Source organism: Clostridium sp. (assembly GCF_032576335.1).
Classification (GTDB): Bacteria; Bacillota; Clostridia; order Oscillospirales; family Acutalibacteraceae; genus Faecalispora.
Map to the genome: position 1 here is coordinate 253,129 of NZ_JAWFXC010000004.1, position 15,474 is coordinate 268,602.

Annotated in this window: 16 protein-coding genes; 12 read left to right on the plus strand and 4 right to left on the minus strand. The window is 39.2% G+C overall.

Annotated features, from left to right (window positions below; all coding sequences use genetic code 11):
- Positions 1-109 precede the first annotated feature (109 nt).
- Positions 110-2,023 (plus strand): AraC family transcriptional regulator, encoded by a 1,914-nt coding sequence (locus E7L17_RS06410; RefSeq protein WP_316322424.1) that lies wholly within the window; start codon positions 110-112, stop codon positions 2,021-2,023.
- A gap of 387 nt (positions 2,024-2,410) precedes the next feature.
- Here the strand turns inward: E7L17_RS06410 and E7L17_RS06415 are convergent, their stop codons facing one another.
- Both E7L17_RS06415 and E7L17_RS06420 read right to left on the minus strand, forming a co-directional pair.
- Complete coding sequence (locus E7L17_RS06415) at positions 2,411-3,550, minus strand: alpha/beta hydrolase (RefSeq protein ID WP_316322425.1); 1,140 nt, start codon at positions 3,548-3,550, stop codon at positions 2,411-2,413.
- 73 nt (positions 3,551-3,623) lie between these two features.
- Positions 3,624-4,085, minus strand: coding sequence for a MarR family winged helix-turn-helix transcriptional regulator (locus E7L17_RS06420; protein WP_316322426.1), 462 nt, complete (start codon positions 4,083-4,085; stop codon positions 3,624-3,626).
- A gap of 323 nt (positions 4,086-4,408) precedes the next feature.
- On the opposite strand from E7L17_RS06420, the gene E7L17_RS06425 reads away from it, so the two are divergent.
- The 6 genes from E7L17_RS06425 to E7L17_RS06450 all read left to right on the plus strand — a co-directional run bounded on the left by E7L17_RS06425 (position 4,409) and on the right by E7L17_RS06450 (position 9,165).
- Entirely contained in the window at positions 4,409-5,104 is a 696-nt protein-coding gene (locus E7L17_RS06425) for a response regulator transcription factor (RefSeq protein WP_316322427.1), read from the plus strand.
- Positions 5,105-5,107: 3 nt separating this feature from the next.
- The gene (locus E7L17_RS06430) at positions 5,108-6,031 is read left to right on the plus strand and encodes a HAMP domain-containing sensor histidine kinase (RefSeq protein WP_316322428.1); all 924 of its coding nucleotides are present in this window, start codon (positions 5,108-5,110) and stop codon (positions 6,029-6,031) included.
- A 124-nt stretch (positions 6,032-6,155) separates the two neighbouring features.
- Positions 6,156-7,079, plus strand: a complete 924-nt coding sequence (locus E7L17_RS06435; RefSeq protein ID WP_316322429.1) for an ABC transporter ATP-binding protein — start codon at positions 6,156-6,158, stop codon at positions 7,077-7,079.
- Positions 7,063-7,845, plus strand: a complete 783-nt coding sequence (locus E7L17_RS06440) for an ABC transporter permease (RefSeq protein WP_316322430.1) — start codon at positions 7,063-7,065, stop codon at positions 7,843-7,845. The genes E7L17_RS06435 and E7L17_RS06440 overlap by 17 nt, the downstream gene beginning before the upstream one ends.
- A gap of 20 nt (positions 7,846-7,865) precedes the next feature.
- Positions 7,866-8,678, plus strand: a complete 813-nt coding sequence (locus E7L17_RS06445) for an ABC transporter permease (RefSeq protein ID WP_316322431.1) — start codon at positions 7,866-7,868, stop codon at positions 8,676-8,678.
- Between the two features lie 223 nt (positions 8,679-8,901).
- On the plus strand, positions 8,902-9,165 hold the full coding sequence (locus E7L17_RS06450; protein WP_316322432.1) for a hypothetical protein: 264 nt from the start codon (positions 8,902-8,904) through the stop codon (positions 9,163-9,165).
- Positions 9,166-9,321: 156 nt separating this feature from the next.
- On the opposite strand, the gene E7L17_RS06455 is transcribed toward E7L17_RS06450, so the two are convergent.
- Positions 9,322-10,122 carry a hypothetical protein gene (locus E7L17_RS06455; protein ID WP_316322433.1) on the minus strand — a complete coding sequence of 267 codons (801 nt, stop codon included), beginning with the start codon at positions 10,120-10,122 and terminating at the stop codon, positions 9,322-9,324.
- A 267-nt stretch (positions 10,123-10,389) separates the two neighbouring features.
- Here E7L17_RS06455 and E7L17_RS06460 point away from each other — a divergent pair, with 267 nt between their 5' ends.
- Both E7L17_RS06460 and E7L17_RS06465 read left to right on the plus strand, forming a co-directional pair.
- Positions 10,390-10,695 carry a DUF2834 domain-containing protein gene (locus E7L17_RS06460; protein WP_316322434.1) on the plus strand — a complete coding sequence of 102 codons (306 nt, stop codon included), beginning with the start codon at positions 10,390-10,392 and terminating at the stop codon, positions 10,693-10,695.
- Entirely contained in the window at positions 10,692-11,303 is a 612-nt protein-coding gene (locus E7L17_RS06465; protein WP_316322435.1) for a TetR/AcrR family transcriptional regulator, read from the plus strand. The genes E7L17_RS06460 and E7L17_RS06465 overlap by 4 nt, the downstream gene beginning before the upstream one ends.
- Positions 11,304-11,598: 295 nt before the next feature.
- On the opposite strand, the gene E7L17_RS06470 is transcribed toward E7L17_RS06465, so the two are convergent.
- Positions 11,599-11,832 (minus strand): hypothetical protein, encoded by a 234-nt coding sequence (locus E7L17_RS06470; RefSeq protein WP_316322436.1) that lies wholly within the window; start codon positions 11,830-11,832, stop codon positions 11,599-11,601.
- Positions 11,833-12,051: 219 nt separating this feature from the next.
- Here E7L17_RS06470 and E7L17_RS06475 point away from each other — a divergent pair, with 219 nt between their 5' ends.
- From E7L17_RS06475 to E7L17_RS06485, 3 genes are all read left to right on the plus strand, one after another.
- Positions 12,052-12,867, plus strand: a complete 816-nt coding sequence (locus E7L17_RS06475) for a Ku protein (protein WP_316322437.1) — start codon at positions 12,052-12,054, stop codon at positions 12,865-12,867.
- Complete coding sequence (gene ligD / locus E7L17_RS06480; protein WP_316322438.1) at positions 12,867-13,844, plus strand: non-homologous end-joining DNA ligase; 978 nt, start codon at positions 12,867-12,869, stop codon at positions 13,842-13,844. The genes E7L17_RS06475 and ligD overlap by 1 nt, the downstream gene beginning before the upstream one ends.
- A gap of 224 nt (positions 13,845-14,068) precedes the next feature.
- On the plus strand, positions 14,069-15,217 hold the full coding sequence (locus tag E7L17_RS06485; RefSeq protein WP_316322439.1) for a GGDEF domain-containing protein: 1,149 nt from the start codon (positions 14,069-14,071) through the stop codon (positions 15,215-15,217).
- Positions 15,218-15,474 lie beyond the last annotated feature (257 nt).

Sequence of the window (15,474 nt, forward strand, 5' to 3'; positions counted from 1 at the left end):
CTGCACAAACCCATTGGTAAGTGTGTATGTTGCGTTGCAAAAGTAAGGTGCACGTGGTATAATTTATGTTAGTTTAATCTAACTAATCCATTTTCCATAGAGGTACCCTATGCATACAAACAAAAATCAATCAAACTTTACACAAAGGGAAATCGCCGCCGCAATCCAGCTATGGAACTGGGCGGCTGTTTCTCTTTTGGATATTCGCCATAATCTGATTTCACCGGAGGAAGCTCTACGTAATTACCGCTTGCCCGCCAGTGTTTTTTTATATACCAGCGGTAGTGCAGAAGTTCAGCTGAACGACATTCCATATAATGTGGAGCGCTTTGGCTTGTTCCACGCCGGAAAAGGCTCCCTGCTGACCATTCAGCCACATAGCGACTGGTTGGATTATTATATGGTGCTGTATAAGGCGGGAGAACCTCCCTTTCATCGGCGGGAGTTTAGCAAACTGATGAAACAAATTAATCCATTCCGGCAGCAGTACGGGTTCTCACCGAGGAATGCCATTTTTATTTCTGAATTGCTTCGAAACACGTTTGAGAAATGGAAGGGCCCTACGCCACTGAATCTTTTTTACGGGAAGTCCGCTTTTTATCAGCTGGTATATGCCGTCTACGAAGAATTGGAGCGCAGCTCGGTTGCTATTTTTGAGCCAGACAGCATTGCCATGGCCAAACAATATCTGGATGAGCATTATAGCAAAGAGATTTCTATACAGGAGCTTTGCGGAATACTGGGAATCAGCTATAGCTGGTTTTATAAAAGCTTTAAAGAAAGAACAGGCATAAGCCCTCAGGAATACCTGATTCAGGTGCGTCTTACTGCCGCAAAGCGATGGCTTCAAGACAGCGATATGCCCATGCGTATGATTGCGGAAGTCTGTGGTTTTGCGGATGAACGCAGCTTTTACCGTCTGTTTGCAAAGCGCTTTGGTGCGTCTCCCAATACATACAGACAGAATTCACCGCTTTCCTGTGAAGATAACACCATTGGCAATGTACTTCCTTTTCCGTATAATTGGGAGAGTCAAGTTAGCCTTGACCAACTCAAAGATAAAGGAGCAAACCTTATGTTGAAGCAAATACGAAGCAAAACGGTTGTAGCGGCGGCACTGTCGCTGATGCTGTTGTTGAGTGCCTGCGGAACGGCACCCACGAATAATGATGATAGAGGTTCTACTCCAGCTTCATCGGTTACAAGTCAAGTATTGGAAACGGAAAAAGGCACAAGGACAATTCGTACGGTCATGGGGGATGTGGAGGTGCCTGTAAAGCCTCAGCGAGTGATTGCTACCTATGGAATTGGCGACGTAATCGCTTTGGGTATTACACCAATTGCCACCTATAACGCAAAGGGTGCTGCATTTGAAAAAGAAGTCGCAGAGTTGCCTGTATGGGAAAGTTTTAAAGCAGAAGAAATCATGTCCTATGATCCCGATTTAATTCTAGTGGTTGACCAAGATCAATATGATGAGGTATCCAAAATTGCCCCCACGGTTCTTGTTCCATTTACAGAGCTTTCTATGGAAGAACGGGTTTCTTTTTTGGGGGAGGTTTTAAACAAACAAGATGAGGCAAAAAAAGCGTTATCAGATTATACTGTGAAGCTGGAGAAGGCAAAAAATGAATTGGAGACCACAGGGATTGGCACACAAACCTTTAGTCTCTTTGAAGGTAACAGCAGCGGTATATGGGTTTTTGGAGATAAGTGGGGCCGGGGCGGTGATATCATTTATAACCATTTAGGACTAAAAGCTCTTCCGGTCATTCAAAATGAGATTATTGGAAAAGATCAGTACCGCCAAATATCGATGGAAGTAGTCAGAGATTACGCTGGGGATTACATTATATTCTCAGACGAAATGGGCGATTTGCCAGACAACGCTGTGTGGAATGCGTTGCCAGCGGTGAAAAACGGTAAAGTCATTGCCATTGATGGTGATTTGTTTTACAACATTGATATATATTCTTCAAGTGTTCAGCTGGATTATTTAATGAGCCAATTGACTAAAAAGTAAAAGATTACTTTTTGTACACACGTTAACCTCTTTTAGTATATTTAAATTAGTTAGCTATAACTAATTATTTTGGCATAGAGGTGCGCTATGTACATACACAACAACCTATTCAAACTTCACACAAAGGGAAATTGCCGCCGCAATCCAGCTATGGAACCGGGCGGCTGTTTCCCTTTGTGACATTCAACGCAGCTTAATATCTCGAAAGAAACCATACGCGGCTATTGGCTGCATCTACAGCAGTATGGCATTATTCCGCAGACCTCACCTGCTCATCCGAATTTTTACGATATATTTCGCTGCTTCCGTGGGAAGGCACAGGCGAAACAAGATATTGACCAGCTTACCAGAAAGCGGTATCCATACAAACGGCTACCGGCATGGCAGTCAATTTTCAGCAAAATGAAGATTTAACCAGTCAATAATGGTATTAACGGCCAACATATGGTTACCAATCTGACAATGCTGTTCACCGCCCTCTGCTGTTGTGAACAGCCGGCAAGTTAGACTTTTTGCGTTATGGATAGAGTTTTTTAATCGATGAAACTGATTGATCGGAATATAGTGATCTTTTTCTCCAGCAAGAAGCAACACGTCTTGTGTAAGTAAATTAGTAACCTCTGTAAGGTTGTGGAGAGATAGATTTTGATAAAATTCATACGGTGTAGCTGTTCCAGTGATATACATTCCCTGTGAAAGTGCCCAGCTTGCCAAAATATTCTTCTTCATTATCTTTCCAGCAAGTATGTTAACTAGTTGTTCCCAATGGTGGTGATAGCCAAATCGAATGCTTCGGCATAGAAACGGTGGAAAAATATTCGTCATAACCTCGAGTCCGTTATCCATTACATCATACGCTACTACCGCCGATATCCGTTTATCAAAAGCAGAGCTCCGTAAGGCAAAATAACCACCCCATGAAATTCCTACCATAGCGCATCTCTGAATATGAAAATAATCTAAAACAGCTGAGGTAGCTTGTTCGAAATTATAGCGGAAATAGAATTTGTTTTTAATGCATTCTCCCTGACCTGGCCCGTCAAAGAGGATGATCTCATAATCTCGCTCTACAAAATCACGTACCTGCAACACAAATTCTTCAATAAAGGAATCGTAGCCTCCACAAACAACAATGGTTCCCTTCGGGGCGATGGGAGCAAGCTTCAAGCCGTAAAGGAACTTCCCCTCAAAAGGCACACGAAACTTTTCATAGTGCAAATGCAGTTCCAAATCAAAACCACGATAGAAATTTTCGATACATTTGCGATAAAAAATTTCTTTTTGGGGGTCATCAGATTGCAGAAAAAATTCTACCATACGATAGTAATAAGCAGCATGAAGATATCTTTTATGCTCTTCAGCACTTCGTCCCATGTTTGACCAAATAACCCTCCAGTCTTCAAATGTACGAATGGAGGGAACATTTGCCTCTATTTCTTTGCTATCGCAAGCTAAGCTGCCATACATTAAAACTCTGTTGGCCTGAAAATTGAATTGCGCAATAGGATTAACAATCATATAGCTCATAGTTTATCTCCTTTTCTGTGTTAAGCAACTTAACATTTATTGCAATAAAAATTTGACATAACATAAAAGTGCTTTAAGCCTCAGGAATATTCTCCCATACGCTTTGAATGTCAATAGCCAGTGAGGATAGAATTTCAATTGTTCCCTGTGGGTATTTTTGAAAGATGCTCACTAACTGCGTTCTTAACCAAGCATGTTGCTTTTCATGCAAATCAAACACTTGCTTCCCCTTTTCGGTAAGCAGCAAAATAACTTCATTATCTGTATCTGGAGCAACTCTTTTATCAATGAAGCCCTTTTTCACAAGTTTGCTCACTGCTTGGGAGACAGCACTTTTAGAAGTTCCCTGCAATTTTGCCAGGCTAGTTACATTGATGTTCTCATGAGCTCCAATTGCAACAATAGTGTGAATTTCGGCCAAATATATTTTCGGCTCAATATCATAAGTATGTGTTCGCTTTTCTAATAAAGTATATTGATTGATCGTCTGCAGGAACAATTCACACAATTGATCCATGTCTGTTGCTTTTTCCATAACTGACCTCCACACTGTTAATCTGCTTAACAGTGTACCTCGCAAATACCGCTATGTCAAGTTCCTTATGAAAAGCAAAGTACAGTCTGTCTATCATGGTTGGTTAGGATGTGAAAGAGGGAGTTGCAAACATTAAATTGCAAGTTTTCAAAGCGAATGATGAAAGATTTATGCCCTTGTATTAAGATTTTATGATAATATATTTATATAATTATTAACTAAATTGCCTTTTTGTCTACTAAAATTTCCAAAGCAACAAATGATTTATAGTGATAGTTCGGATTGATAGAAAATAGCAACAAATTAATAGAAGGAGAAAAAATGTGGCTTACAATATCTTAGTAATTGATGACGATAAAGAACTATGTGCTTTAATAAAACAAAGCGTATTGAAAGAGCAAATATACGCTGACTGCTGCTATTGCGGCACAGACGGACTTACGCTGCTAGAAAAAAACAACTACCAGCTCATTCTTTTGGATGTGATGATGCCGGCAATGGATGGTTTTCAGACCATGGAGAAAATAAGAGCGAAAAGCAGCATCCCAATTTTAATGCTCACTTCTAAAAATGACAGCATCTCAAAGGTACAGGGACTGCGTTCCGGTGCAGATGACTATTTAACAAAGCCCTTCGATATGGAGGAACTGATTGCCCGGATTATTTCTTTAATACGCAGATATACACGCTTTAATTCGGCTGGAAATTTCTCACAGCCCCTTACCTACAAAGGGCTGTATATAGACTTTGATAGCAGAAGTGTGACCACGCAAAACGGTACCTTCGAGCTGCCGCCGAAAGAATTTGATCTGCTGCTCTTTTGCGCGAAAAATCAGGGAAGAATTTTAACCAAACAGCAGATTTACGAAGAAGTTTGGGGAGAGCCTTATGTTTATGATGACAGCAACATTATGGCCATCATTAGTCGGCTCCGAAAAAAGATTGAACCTGACCTTGGAGCGCCGCTGTATATCCAAACCGTAAAAGGAATTGGCTATCGCTTTAACAAGGAGGTTTAGGCTATGCTTCTGGATGTGATATTGGGCCTGTTATTTTTTCTTGCTCTCTTGTTCGGTATTGTGTGTTTTTCAAAACTAATCGGTGTAAAACGGCAGCTTACGTATATGACCGAGGCTCTGGATGATATTAGGTCTGGAAACGGCAACCGAAAAATCCTCACTACAGAGAATCAGTTGACTGCAGAGCTTTCATTCAAAATGAATGAGATTGTATATGCCTATGAAGAACAGCTTTCGCAGCTGCGTACGACAGACGAAACAAATCGTCAGCTTATGACCAGCCTTTCCCATGATGTGAGAACACCCCTTACAACCCTGCTGGGTTACTTGGATGCTGTTCATAGAGGAGTTGTCACCGGAAAAAACCGTGAGGATTACCTTGAAATTGCGAGACGAAAAGCCCACAATCTAAAAGACTATATTGATGTTTTATTTGACTGGTTTAAGCTCAACTCCAGTGAGTTTTCTTTATCCATAGAACGGACAGAGCTTGCGGAACTAACACGTAATATCCTCAAAGACTGGATTCCTATTTTTGAGGAAAAAAATCTGAGCTATGAAATTGAGCTTCCAGAAAAACCGTTGCTTACAAGAGTGGATTCGGATGGGTATTCTCGCATCCTAAATAATTTAGTCCAAAATGTCATGAGTCATAGTCAGGCGACCCAAATCAAGATTGAAATGGTAAAACAGGAAAAGGAAATTGAAATCTACATAACGGACAATGGGATTGGAATTGAAAAATCCGATTTACCGCATATCTTTGAAAGGCTGTACAAATGTGATAAAGGGCGTTCCGATAAGGGAAGCGGATTAGGCCTTGCCATTGTAAGACAGATGGTGGAAAAAATGGACGGTCAAATCACGATACAAAGTGAGCCAAATCAATACACAATTTTTACTGTTTCTTTTCCTCTAGAGACTTGAACGAATCCCTGTCTATCGGCAGGGATTCGTTTTTATTAAATGCAAGGTAAATGCAAGGTTGCGGCAAGGTTAATGCAAGATTGACATGGTAGACTGGTTCCAGAAAGTAAGGGAGGTTCTTCATTTGAGCGATTTTATTATTGAAACAAAAAATCTCACCAAACAATATGGTGAGCAGAAAAGTGTTGCAAATTTAAATATCCATGTTAAAAAGGGACGCATTTATGGTTTGCTCGGCAGAAATGGTGCAGGAAAAACCACGTGCATGAAAATGCTCTTAAATTTGACACGCCCTACTTCTGGAGAAGTTCGAATCTTCGGCAAAAGCATTCAGGGAAACGGAAAGAGGATTCTGCCCCGTATCGGAAGCTTAATCGAAGCACCGGGATTTTATCCGAACTTGACCGGTACTGAGAACCTGAAAATATTTGCACTGCTCAGAGGTGTTCCCAAACGTAACGCTGTCAAAGATGCATTAGAAGTTGTTGGGCTTCCTTACGGCGATAAGAAACTGTTTGCCCAATACTCTCTCGGCATGAAGCAGCGTTTAGCGATTGCCCTAGCGATTATGCACGATCCGGAGTTGCTGATTTTAGATGAACCGATTAACGGGCTTGACCCTATCGGGATTGCCGAAGTGCGCTCGTTTATCCGAGATTTGTGCGACAAAAGGGGAAAAACGATTTTGATTTCCAGCCATATCCTTTCGGAAATAGCACTTTTAGTCGATGATATCGGTATTATCGACCATGGCGTGCTGTTGGAAGAAGAAAGCCTTGCTGAGTTGGAAGAAAAGAATGGAAAGTACATCCATTTTATCGTTTCCGATACAGCACAGGCTGCTAGAATTATGGAGAGAAACTTCGGAGCCAAAAACTTCACCGTGGAAGATAATCGTAGTCTGCGCTTATATGAAAACAATTTTTCTGTGGCTGCCCTTAATCGTGCTTTTATTGAAAACGGATTGGAGGTATCCGAAGCTCACACCTGTGAGGATACCTTGGAGGATTACTTCAAGCGTATAACCGGAGGTGAGGGCATTGCGTAATTTGCTTCTAACTGAATTTATAAAATTCAAAAGAAAGAAACTGTTTTTCTTTGGAATACTGGCGGCTTTCATTTTTCCTCTTTTTAATGCCGTATTGTTATCAGATTCCAATTTTGCAAGTGTACAGTCAGGAGTAAGAGAGGATAACGCCTTTTTGCTTTTGATGCCCTTGCTGATTATCTTGGCAGCGAATCTGTTCTTTGTCGAGCAGGACAATGATACTTTAAAAAATTTGCTTTGCATACCAGTTTCAAAAAATCATTTGGTTCTTGTAAAGCTATTGGTTTTGCTGATTTTTTCTGTTGCATTTCAGTTGATGGGTTTTGCAGTAAGCACAGTAATTGCTGTTTTTCAAAACATCCCGCTGGTTGATGTTGCTTTTCAATTTTCGCTCACAGCCTCATCTGGGGTACTCATGTGGGCGGCTGCACTTCCCTGTATTGTGCTGATTGTATGGTTTAATAAAAGTTATATTCTCTCGGTGATTATCGTGTTCTTTTATACCCTGCTCAATTATGTAATGCACTTTAGCGACACGATTATGATGCAGCCTTTCGGAATCAATGCCGGAACCCTTATGCCAGTTCCTATGATTTTCCGGTGGCTGTACCAATTTTACACGCCTACCGGTGAAATCCAAACAGAATTCTACAATCGGTTCAGTCAATACTTTGTACCGGCATCTGTATGCTTTGGTGTGCTTTTATTGGAAGCGGCTGTTTGTATTTATTTGATGATCCGCATTTATCGGCGCAGAGAAATTTGAGGAGAGAGGGGGGATCTTTTATGCTTCGTATTATAAAAGCTGAATTTTTGAAATTAAAGAGATTTCATATTTTGCTCATTGGCTTCATTGGTATGACACTCCCGGCAATTTTGTCTGTATTCACGCAGGCAGTCGCCACTCCGGAGGTCACAACACCGGATTTTGGCTTTTCCGATCTTTTTAACAGTTCGATATGGAATAGCGCAACCATTTTTATGCCTGTTATTTTTACATTGATAGGCGGCTATCTAATCAATCGGGAATACACAGATAATACTTTAAAAAGCATCTTTCCTGTTCCGGTAAGCTTTCGGCGGTTACTGTCCGGAAAACTGCTGGCTATGGGAATCTTAAGTGCGTTGTTTGGCTTTTACAGCTATGCGGTAACACTAATCGTCGGATTACTGTCGGGTCTTTCTGGACTGAATGCCGGAATTTTATTTATGGTTTTATTGAAAATGCTCGGAATATCACTTCTCATCTATATTGCTGTTCTGCCGATTATCGCATTTACCAGCAGAAAACCCGGGCTATTCATGGGCGGTGTTATCGTAGCGTTTCTCTTTGGATATAGTACCATGTTTATTAAAGATGTCACGATGCGCAGTGTATACCCGATTCTGTCAGGACTGACGCTTATCGGGTTCGACACAAAAGCCTTCATGAATACTTCCGAATCGGGGAATGTTGCTTTATCCGTGCTATCCTTGACGGTCATGCTTTTGCTCACGATCGTGATTGTAATGCTAACAAATTCGCCAAAACCAGCTTCTGCACATAAAAAGCATAAAGTAGCCAGTATATTACTTAGGTCGAGGCAAAAAGGCCGGTAATTTCAATATTCGCAAACTCTTTTGGGATAGCTCCATTGACCAGTAAGCCAGGAATAAGATTGAAATTACCTACCTGTAAGCTGAATAGTAAAGATGGTATGGCTAATTAGCCTGCTCAGGAGAGGACTCCGAAACACTTTCAATTCCATCTATGAGAAATTATATTGTCAAGATGAAAATAGGTTTACTGTCGATAATTTAATTTAGAGAGGTGACACGCTTTATGAAGGATAAAATTCTAAGCATGATTGCTTTGATTACCATTTTTGTACCGATGACGGTTGTATTCTTTTGGAAACCAGATAATCCTAATGCAACCGCTTTGCTCATTGGATACTTCATTTTTATTGCACTTAGTTTTTGCTATACTCTTATTTTATTTATGAAAAAGCATTTAAGAAATACAAACACCAAGATTGCGCTTAGTGTAAACAGTTTATATCTTGCTGGCATTTTAATACTTGTAATACTTCCACGTATTCTATAATCATGATAATTTGTGTGGAATATGAGGATGTTTGTAAAATTAATTATAGCCCATGGGCAAAACCAAAGTTAAAATCTTGCCATGCTGGATTTACGCTGCACGGCTTCTTACTCTAACTTTTTTGTTCCTTGTTTGGTTTCACCTTAAGTGTAAAGATTAAGTGGAAAACAATTTTTGAATGATGGACCAGTCTTGATTGTTAAAACGATATTCACGCCTTAAGGCATCAAGATTTTTTATCCCCCTAATTTTTCTAGGGACAGTACGTAAAGTGCTATCCACTATCTTGAGGGATTCAAGATCGCGAAATTCGGAATATGTAAACTGAATGTCCTTTCCGTTATCAAAGAAAAATGTGTAAGAGAATGTATAATAACCACTTGAGCGATATCGATTATGGTGGTAAGCATCTATTTCGATTTGAGTGACCGTATCAAGTGGATATTGATTGGATACATGATTTAGGGAATTGTATTTTATAATAGAAGCATCCGTGAGTTCGTAGCGTGAATATATCCCCAAAGCACCAATTGCAAAAGATAATGCTAAAATTATGGGTAAAGAAGCAAAAACAAAGCGCTTATGTGATTTTTCTTTCTTACTTAAACCATTTTTATTTTCCGGTTTCTGTTGTTGGCCAAATAAAGGATAGATATTGCGAGTTTGTTCTCCATAAATGATCCCTTTTTTTCCGAAGATTGGTCTCTTTTGTTCATAATTAATAATCCAAAAATAGAAACTTATGCTGAAAAAAACGAGCGTTGGTATCAATAACAAAAGGGAAGAGGTTCCTGCTGTTACAGCAAAAACATGATTGTTTGTAAATGAAATGGATTTGAGTACCAGTTCAGGATAAAAATTAAATGATATCACGAGGATAATTAGAAAAAGAAAAGAATAAATTAATTTATCCAAAAAGGACAATGGAGGCATTTTGTGTTTCTTTCGTTTCGGCATATAAACCATCCTAAGTTTTATCAAGGTTGATATTAGTTTTTTCATTATATCATATATCTTGCTTATCATAAATTAGAGGTATAATCAATCAAGAATATTAGTCCGGTCTAGTTTTAAATGTAATACTCATCCTCATAATGTAGCTTACTAAACCTGCATTAGCATTGATTAGATGTAATGATATTGATTGACTTTAAGCATGAAGGGAAGTACAATAAACCCAACTTGTTGAACAACAAGTTGGGTTTATTGGAAAGGATGCGTATTATGAAAAAAATATACTTAGGGATTTCTATTCTTGGCATTATCATTCCATTTTCTATTTTTGTGCCGTGGTTGCTTGTAAATGGGTTAAATTTATCACTTTTTGTTCGTGAATGGCTCTCTACGCCAATCTCCCAATTTTTTGCTGCCGATTTTCTTATTACATGGTTGGCTTGGCTCGTGTTCATTTTTGTTGACCATAAGAAAAAAGACATTCCATTATGGTGGATACCTTTCGTGGGTAACTTTTGCATCGGTTTATCATTTTCTGTCCCGTTCTATCTATCCTTGCGTGAGGATAAGAGATGATGAAAGAAGTCATACACGATGCCGAGAGCTCAAAAAACAAAATATTAGACTCCGCAGAACAGTTATTTGCAACAAAAGGATTTAACAATACCAGCCTTGTAGAAATTGGTGAGCATTCCAAATTTTCTAGAGCTACGCCTACTTATTTTTTTAAGAATAAAGCTACGTTATATCAAGCGGTGTTGCTGCGTTTAATTGATGACGAAAGAGAATTTGTTAAGCGCAGGGATTTATTAGAGAGTGACGATATTGTGGGTCGTATAAAGGAATTGCTTTGCACCCACATAGACTTTATTTCTCTACGACCAACATATGTTCCGTTGATTTGCAGGGAAGCCCTTGACCATAATGGCTTTCTTTTATCCGCACATAACTTTTTAGCCGTAATAGAACAGGGGAAAGAGCTGATAGAGCTTGCACGTAATCGAGGTATCATAGTTAACCAAGACAGTGACAGCATTTTGATGTATTCTCTTTCCATTACTTGGTTTCCTTTTTTGCAGAAAGATTTGATTGCAAAGTCACTCAAAATTGATCCTTTTTCAGAGAGTTTTCTACAAAGACACAAAGAGTTTGTTACAACTACTTTCATCCAAAGTTTATTCTAAGATGTTAACACACGCTACGATTTGTTAAATATAAAATAATTACAACGCTTTTGCTTTAGAGAAGAACAGTGTAATTGTGCTAAAAACAAAAATCCCCCGCTGCTGAATTTACTTAAGCTGCGGGGGATTTACATTTTCTTATTTTTAAAAAGAGATTTTTCCGTATTTAAAAGCTTTTGTATACCAAAATCAAGCAACTCTGTTTTAATTATTCTTGCTATTTTGAAATAAGATTATGCTCCAAAGGAAGCTTTTGCGAGCTTTCGCGTAACAGCAAGCAAATATAATAAGAGCGTTAGTTTTTGCCCTCCACAAACCATCGGTCTTCTTCGAGCCATACATAGCGTTCTTGCCCTCGAATGCGGCACAAATACCGTATTCCTGTGCCGCCAGCTTTCAGTGATGCTGCCTGCCGAACATCTAGTATGCGGTCAATCTCAAAAAGCTGTTCCGGTGACCAGCGAACAGCAAGCGGGATGATTTGTCCATCCTCCGTATATCGTACTATCATATCTACATACTTCTTCATAGTTCACCTCTAGGACAAAGATTTGAGTGAAATGAGAACTCAGGCAATCATCCTTATATCAAGACTTATAATCCACGTATCCGTATTGTATGTGATTATAATAGAATATATGTTCGAATATATCAATGGAAATTAATTGCAGTGTTAATGAATCGCCTTCTTGTAATTTGGATTTTTCAGGAACGCTAAGTACATAATAAGCAAAAAGGAGGGATTTTTATGGCTATTTCAAGGCGTACAATTATATCCTTTGGGCTAGTAGCAATTCCAGTTGCTTTATACACCGCAACGCAAGACAATGATATACACTTTAATCAACTTCATAAGTCCGATCATTCACGTATCAAGTACAAGAAGACTTGTTCTCACTGTGGGCAAGAAATTACCGCAGACGATATTGTAAAAGGCTTTGAGTACGATAAAGAAAAATATGTAATTGTTACGGATGAAGAAATTGAGAAGATAAAAACGGAGAAGGAAAAATCCATTCAAATTCTTCATTTTGCGAACTTAAATCAAATTTCCCCTGTGTATTATGAAAAGACTTACCAAGTAATACCGGAGGCCGGAGGGGAGAAAGCATTTGAGCTTCTGCGTGATGCACTCATGCAAGAGCAGAAAATAGCGGTTGGCAAGGTGGTGTGGGGCGCAAGCGACACGCTTATGTGCATCATTCCCCGCGAGGATGGCATGATTATTGCGACTATGTATTATGCCGACGAGATCAAGGAGCTCCCCAAAACCTATACAAAGCCGGAGGTAACGGAACAAGAAATAAAAATGGCAAAGGCACTTATTGAAAGTATGGATACTCCGTTTGACCCGGCAGCATATCACAATGAATATCAATCCAAATTAAAAGAGTTGATAGAAAGCAAAATCAACGGCAAAGAAATTGTTGCGCCGGAAGAAGCTGCAACAAATAATGTGATTAGCCTAATGGATGCTTTGCAGGCCAGCCTAGAAAAAAATAAGGCTGGGGAGGAGAAAGCAGCACCTAAGAAAAAATCGAGCCGCAAGCCCAAGGGTGCGTAATGGATATCTTTGAAGGAAAAAGTGCAAAGCCTATGCTAATTGCAGAAATGCAGGAGCCATTCGACAGTGCCGAATATATCTACGAATTAAAGCTGGATGGCGAGCGCTGCCTAGCGTATTTGGATGATAGCGGAATTTATTTACAAAACAAACGCGATTTCATATTAAATCCTCGCTTTCCAGAGTTCAGCAGCCTTCATAAAAACGTAAAAGGCAGATGTATTTTGGATGGAGAAATAACGGTACTTGTAAATGGAAAGCCAGATTTTTCTGAGGTTCAGCGTCGTGCAATTCTTTCAAATCCATTCAAAATCAAACTGTTAACTGAAAAATACCCCGCCAGCTTTACCGCCTTTGATTTGCTGTATTACCAAGAAAAACAGGTGACGAACCTCCCTTTAATGGAACGAAAAAAAATTCTGGCCAAAGTGGTAAAAGAGAATCATTTGCTCTCCATATCTCGTTATGTTGAAGAAAAAGGGATTGATTTATACCAAGCTGCGGCTAGCCAAGAGCTGGAGGGTGTTGTTGCAAAAAGAAAAGACAGCCTCTACACCATGGGCAAACGCTCAAAAGACTGGATAAAGTTTAAGAATTTAAAGGATGATGATTTTGTTATATTGGGTTACATTGAGAAAGAAAACAATGTAGTTAGCTTAATTCTTGGACAATACCAAGGTAGGGACATGCTGTATAAAGGGCATGTTACAATGGGAATTTCACAGGCCGAATTTAGGAAAGTAGAAAAAGCAAAGCGTGTAAACCCTCCCTTTGTGCCGCCAAGAGGAAATGAAAATGCAATTTGGATTCAGCCTGACCTTGTGTGTACGGTAAAATATATGGATATTACGGGGAAGGGTGGCTTAAGACACCCTATTTACAAAGCGCTGCGAGATGATAAAGAGCCAAAAGACTGCATTGCTCCAACAGGTGATGCTGCTACCCTTACCCCGAAAGAAGAGGATTCGTCGCAATAGTGGCAGATCCTCTTTTCTTGTAATTAGTAAGTTAATAATTATTAATTTATTGAATATGGTAAATACTGTATGTAACCTTTCCTGCAGTGAAAATGATTGATTTATTCAAATATCGATGCTATCCTAAAATAGCAATCAATTTTCTTATTAGATAAATGAATTGTGGGTGTAGAGAAAACCGTTCTCTGATGAAATAGTTTAAAAGGATAAAAGGGTGCGTATTGGTGAAGTTTCGTAAATCTCCTCCCAATATAGTAAAACTGCGGTTTGAAGAAGAATTGGAATACCAGGTGTGGGGGAACCATCTGCTGTGGTTAACTTGGGTACTTGTAGCAATGGTGTCCGCCGTAGAGCTGGCCGTTTTTTTGCTAAAGCAATGGATTGGCGGTATAGAAAACGCGGAAGAATATTTAGTAATGTACGTAGTGATTCCAAGTACAGTGAATGCAATTGTTCTACTGGTAACTCATATCATTTCTCACGGGCTATTGGCCAAAGGAAAGTATAGTTTACAGGCTTATTTATTTCTATTTAATTTATCTCTACTTTGTTTAAATGTGGCGATTGCACATAGTGATGTGCCGGTTGTCTATGTTATTTTTTGCTTTCCGATTCTATTATCACTTATTTATATAGATGATAAATTATTGCTTGGTATTTTCTGTTTGAATACGTGCTTATTCTCTATTTATATTGCGATTTTATATTATGCAGAGCCGTTTTACCAGAGTAATTACAAGCCGGACGTTACCTATATTATTACTTCGATATTTATTATATTCGCATGCTATTTAACCGCGAGAATGAGTTTACGCAGGCAGAACAGCCTGGTGTACAGCATTATTTGTGCGCACGAGCGTACAAAGCTGGATTCTCTCACGGGGCTATATAACCATGCAACATTTTACGATACATTAAGTGCGCGCATTCAGGAGTACCATCTAAGCCCCCAGCCGTTCTCTTTGATTATTATGGATATTGATGATTTTAAAAAAGTCAATGACCAAAACGGCCACGATGCCGGTGATGAGATTATATTAGAGCTTGTAAAATGTATTAATAATAACCTTGGCGAAAATGAAATTGCTTACCGGTACGGCGGTGAGGAGTTTACCATTATTACAGACCGAGTTCCGGAGGGGGATGTTGCACTTGCGGAATCCATTCGCTTGTGTTTTGAAGAGGCCGCCCGAAAAATCGGCAACAATACAAATGCAACGGTTAGCGTTGGTATTGCTCGTTATAATGCGGAGCGGTTTGGTGCCCAGCGTGAATTTTTTGCTGCAGCAGATGAAGCACTATATTCCGCAAAAAGAAGCGGCAAAAATCACTCTCTTGTTTGGCATGAGGGAATCTCCTCCTTTCAACTTTAATCAATTTTACTCGAATCAATAAAAAAGAAGCCCGAATGAAAGCAAATTCATTCGGGCTTCTTTTTTATTATAGGGTGGTTGTATTCCTAAATCAAAAGTAGCTATTTTAAGAGTGCTGGAAAGATTTCCAAACCAAATGCTAGATCTAATAAAAATTCCACAAAAGAAATTGTGCTTAATATTCAAAAATAACAAACAAAACAATCGAAAATAGTTTATTTTATTTCAACGCCGTTCTTATATAATGGAAATACAAG

Coding starts and splice junctions, on each gene's coding strand:
- E7L17_RS06450 (WP_316322432.1), top strand. CDS start 8,902: ATGAAGGATAAAATTCTAAGCATGATTGCTTTGATTACCATTTTTGTA.
- ligD (WP_316322438.1), top strand. CDS start 12,867: ATGGATATCTTTGAAGGAAAAAGTGCAAAGCCTATGCTAATTGCAGAA.
- E7L17_RS06455 (WP_316322433.1), bottom strand. CDS start 10,122: ATGCCGAAACGAAAGAAACACAAAATGCCTCCATTGTCCTTTTTGGAT.
- E7L17_RS06465 (WP_316322435.1), top strand. CDS start 10,692: ATGATGAAAGAAGTCATACACGATGCCGAGAGCTCAAAAAACAAAATA.
- E7L17_RS06470 (WP_316322436.1), bottom strand. CDS start 11,832: ATGAAGAAGTATGTAGATATGATAGTACGATATACGGAGGATGGACAA.
- E7L17_RS06410 (WP_316322424.1), top strand. CDS start 110: ATGCATACAAACAAAAATCAATCAAACTTTACACAAAGGGAAATCGCC.
- E7L17_RS06445 (WP_316322431.1), top strand. CDS start 7,866: ATGCTTCGTATTATAAAAGCTGAATTTTTGAAATTAAAGAGATTTCAT.
- E7L17_RS06460 (WP_316322434.1), top strand. CDS start 10,390: ATGAAAAAAATATACTTAGGGATTTCTATTCTTGGCATTATCATTCCA.
- E7L17_RS06430 (WP_316322428.1), top strand. CDS start 5,108: ATGCTTCTGGATGTGATATTGGGCCTGTTATTTTTTCTTGCTCTCTTG.
- E7L17_RS06475 (WP_316322437.1), top strand. CDS start 12,052: ATGGCTATTTCAAGGCGTACAATTATATCCTTTGGGCTAGTAGCAATT.
- E7L17_RS06415 (WP_316322425.1), bottom strand. CDS start 3,550: ATGAGCTATATGATTGTTAATCCTATTGCGCAATTCAATTTTCAGGCC.
- E7L17_RS06420 (WP_316322426.1), bottom strand. CDS start 4,085: ATGGAAAAAGCAACAGACATGGATCAATTGTGTGAATTGTTCCTGCAG.